Here is a 4047-nt window from a genome sequence, read left to right on the forward strand (position 1 = left end):
GTCGGGCCCCGCGGACCCCTACGCCGCCGTCACCGACTGGAGCGCCGCCCCGGACACCGGCGTCCCCGCCGGTCCCGATGACGACGACGCGCCGCCGACCGGGCGGCCCGCGCCGGCCAAGGGCGGCAAGGGGCGGACGTTCACCGGGATCGCCGCCGCCGCGGTCACGACCGTGCTGGCCGTCGTCGTGGCCGGGCAGGTCGCCGACGAACGCGACAGCACCGGCGGCGTACAGTCGCAGGCCACCGGCGAGCAGGCACGCGACGTCCGGGATTCCGCCTCGCGCGGGGACGACCGGGAGACACCCTCCGTGCCCGGCGCCGAACCGCTGACGTACGCGCAGAAGATGGCCAGGAAGGACCCGCTGAGCGCCGCGCGCGGAGGCACGGGCAAGTTCGACGCGGTCCCCGGCATCGACAAGGCTCCGGGCAAGGGGCAGAAGTTCACCTACCGCGTGGACGTGGAGCAGGGACTCGGCCTCGACGGCGAACTCTTCGCCGAGGCGGTCCAGAAGACGCTCAACGACAACCGCAGCTGGGCGCACAACGGCGCGCGCACCTTCGAGCGCGTCCACTCCGGCGAGGTCGATTTCGTGATCACCCTCGCCAGTCCGGACACCACTGCCGAATGGTGCGCCAAGTCCGGCCTGGACACCACCGTGGACAACGTCTCCTGCGACTCGGCGGCCACCGAGCGCGTGATGATCAACGCGGACCGCTGGGCGCAGGGAGCGGACACCTACGGCGACGAGATCCACGCCTATCGCCAGATGCTGATCAACCACGAGATCGGCCACCGCCTGGGCTTCAACCACGTCACCTGCGACAAGGACGGCGACCTGGCCCCGGTCATGCAGCAGCAGACCAAGTTCCTCGACCACGACGGAATCAGCTGCCGCCCGAACGCATGGCCGTACCCGAAGAGCTGATCGCCTAGCGCGGCGAAACGCGCCCCGCGCGGGAAAGTTACGCCCGTTCACCCCTTTTGGTGGCGTGATGGACAACCGTCCATCACGCCACCTCCTTGTCCGCATACGTTCGTCCCGCTGCGAGCCGCCGGACCAACGGCGGCTCCCCATACGGGAGATCGGGGGTGCACACGTGCGCATCGGACTGCTTACGGAGGGTGGGTATCCGTACGTGGGCGGTGAGGGCGGACTCTGGTGCGACCGCTTGGTACGCGGACTCGACCGGCACGAATTCGACGTCTACGCGTTCAGCAGCGGTGAAGCCCAGGAGGACGCGGGCTGGGTCCCGCTGCCGCCCCAGGTCGGCCGGGTCCGCACCGCACCGCTGTGGGCGGCCGAGGACGACGGGGCGGTGTACGGCCGCCGCGCACGCCGGCGCTTCTCGGAACACTACGGCGAACTGGCCGCCGCCCTCTGCGCCGCGACGGATCCCACCGCCCCCGACCCGGGGCCCGCGACACCTGAGGCGGACCGTTTCGCCACCGCGCTCCGGGGCCTCGCCGAACTCGCCCGCGACGAAGGCGGTCTGGTGGCCGCACTCCGCTCCGAGACGGCCGTACGCGCCCTGGAGCACGCCTGTCGTGCGCCCGGCGCCCTGCGTACGGCGCGGGAGGCCCGCGTACCCGATCTGCTGGCCGTCGCCGCGCACCTGGAGCGCGCCCTGCGTCCCCTCTCGCTCGACTGGTACGAGGAGGACGGGCTGGGCGCGGTGGACCTGTGCCACGCCGCCGCCGGCGGAGTGGCGGCCCTCCCGGGCCTGCTCGCCCACCACTTCTTCGGCGTCCCCTTCCTCGTCACCGAGTACGGCGTACGCCTGCGGACGCACTACCTCACCCGCCCCGACGCCTCACCCGCGGTCCGCTCCCTGCTCGCCGCCTTCCACGGCAGGCTCGCCGCCGAGACCTACCGCCGGGCCGCGTTCATCACGCCGGGCAACACGCACGCCCGTCGCTGGCAGGAGCGCTGCGGTGCCGACCGGGCGAAGCTCCGCACGGTCTACCCCGGCATGGACGCCACGCCCTTCGCCGATGCGGGGGAGTCCCCGGAGAGCGCGGATCCGCACACCCTCGTCTGGGTCGGCCGGGTGGAGCCCGCCAAGGACCTGGTCTCGCTGCTGCACGCCTTCGCGGAGATCCGCAAGGAGGAGCCGAGGACCCGGCTGCGGATCATCGGCGGTCCGGCGGACCCGGAGGGCGCCGCCTACCTCGGCCACTGCGAGGCACTGGCCGCGCAGCTCTTCCCGGACGAGGCCGAGGGCCCGCACTCCGTGGGCGTCAACCCGGTGTCCTTCGAGCGGATCGGCGGCCCGGGGCTCCCCACCTCCGCCGACGCGTACGCCTCGGGCGCCGTGACCGTCCTGTCCAGCGTCGTCGAGGGCTTCCCGGCCGGCCTCGTCGAGGCGATGCTCTGCGGGCGCGCGACGGTCTCCACGGACGTCGGCGCGGTCGTGGAGGCCATCGGCGGCACCGGTCTCGTCGTACCACCGCGCAATCCGCGGGCGCTCGCCGAGGCGTGCGTCTCCCTGCTGCGCGACCCCGAGCGCCGCGTACGCCTCGGCGCCGCCGCGCGCGCCCGCGCACTCGAGTTGTTCACCGTCGACCAGAACATCTCCGCCTTCCACGGCATCTACCTGGAGATCGTCGCGCGCACACCGCTCCGCCGCCCCCTCCTCGACCGCACCGGCGACCCCCTGCCCTTCGCCGCCCCCGCCGAGGCCCACGTCCCCGGTCACTGGACCGACCCCACCCCCCGCGCCGTCCCCACGTGGGCCATGAACACCCCGGTACCCGCGACGGAGACAGCCCGATGACCGACCTCGGCGAACTGAACCGCAGCACTCCGCCCGGCGCGGCCGACCCGGTCAAGGCCCTGCTGCACCGCCACCGCGACCTGTGCGAGCAGGCGGTGGACCCCCTGGAGATCGCGGCGGGCCTGGAGGCCCACGGCATCACCGACCGGACCGCCGCCCGCTTCCGCCACCGCGACGTCTTCTCCCTCGCGGAGGAGCTCTACGCCAGGGTTCCCCGCGACGACGCACCACCTCGGCCCGCCCCGGCCGCCACGACTCCGGGGCCGCGCGCCGGCTGGACCGTCCTCACCCTGCTCCCCGGCGCCCTGTGCGTGGCGACGGTGATCGCCCTGCGCCTCACCCACGGCCAGACCCGCCTCTACGCGGCGGCCACCGGCATCCTGGCCGTCACCCTCGCCCTGCGCGCGGCACTGCGCCGGGGCCCGCTGAGCACCCGGTCCGACATCCCGCCCCGCTCCGCCACGGCGTCCTGGACCTGCTGGCTCCTCGGCTACGCCCTCCTGGGCGACGGCCTGCTCGGTACGGCGGTCACCGGCGGCCCCGACGGTCTGCCCGACGGCACGGCGGAGGGCGACTGGCCGCTCACCGTGGCCCCGGTCGTGGCGCTCGCCCTGTCCTGCGCGCCCGCCGCCTGGACGGCCCACCTCTTCGCCGCCCGGGTCCGCCGCAGGCTGGCGTCGAGCCGTGGCCTGGAGGACTTCTCGGCCTCCGTACGACCCACGCTCATCGGCGTGTTCGCCCTGTTCCTGGGTGCGGTGGCCGTTCTGCTCACGGTGGCGTCCGAGCTCCTCGACGAGCCCCTCGCCCTCTCCCCGACGCTCGCCCTGGGCGGCCTCCTCTTCCTGGCCCACCTCCTCACGATCCACGGCTTCACCCACGCGCCGAGGGTGATCCTCACGGTCACGGCGACCGCCCAGGCGACGGCCCTGGCCACGATCTTCGCGGCCCGGCTCCCCGGCTGCGACGCCCTGGCCACCCCGGTCCAGACCCTGACCGCGGCCTGGAGCCCCGCCGCCCTCCCCACCCTCACCTGCGGAACAGCGGCACTGACCCTGCTGATCCACGCCTCCCGCAAACTCACCCGGGCTTCGGCGCACATCAGCCCGGGGCACCCACGATGACAACGCGGGCCCAGCTCCCCCGCGTTCCCGCGGGCAGTCGTGCCGCTGGGGCGGCACGGGTGGGCGCGACGGCACCCCGCGAGCGCCGGGCCGCGCAACCCGCCCCCGGCCCACACCCACGCAGGGCGCCCCGCAAGCGCAGGGAAGCG

The 4047-nt window shown here is 74.4% G+C and carries 3 protein-coding genes; all 3 read left to right on the plus strand.

Annotation, left to right across the window (positions count from 1 at the left end):
- Window positions 1-928, plus strand: a 928-nt coding sequence (locus B7767_RS08565; protein WP_143652288.1) for a DUF3152 domain-containing protein, incomplete at its 5' end; no start/stop codon positions are given.
- A 172-nt stretch (window positions 929-1100) separates the two neighbouring features.
- Window positions 1101-2777, plus strand: a complete 1677-nt coding sequence (locus B7767_RS08570; RefSeq protein ID WP_085571645.1) for a DUF3492 domain-containing protein — start codon at window positions 1101-1103, stop codon at window positions 2775-2777.
- Complete coding sequence (locus B7767_RS08575) at window positions 2774-3898, plus strand: hypothetical protein (protein WP_085571646.1); 1125 nt, start codon at window positions 2774-2776, stop codon at window positions 3896-3898. The genes B7767_RS08570 and B7767_RS08575 overlap by 4 nt, the downstream gene beginning before the upstream one ends.
- Window positions 3899-4047: the final 149 nt, after the last annotated feature.

The sequence above is a fragment of the Streptomyces sp. 13-12-16 genome, assembly GCF_002114215.1.
GTDB lineage: Bacteria > Actinomycetota > Actinomycetes > Streptomycetales > Streptomycetaceae > Streptomyces.

Excerpts from the sequence above, each read along its gene's own strand:
- B7767_RS08575 (WP_085571646.1), top strand. The coding sequence starts at position 2,774 with ATGACCGACCTCGGCGAACTGAACCGCAGCACTCCGCCCGGCGCGGCC.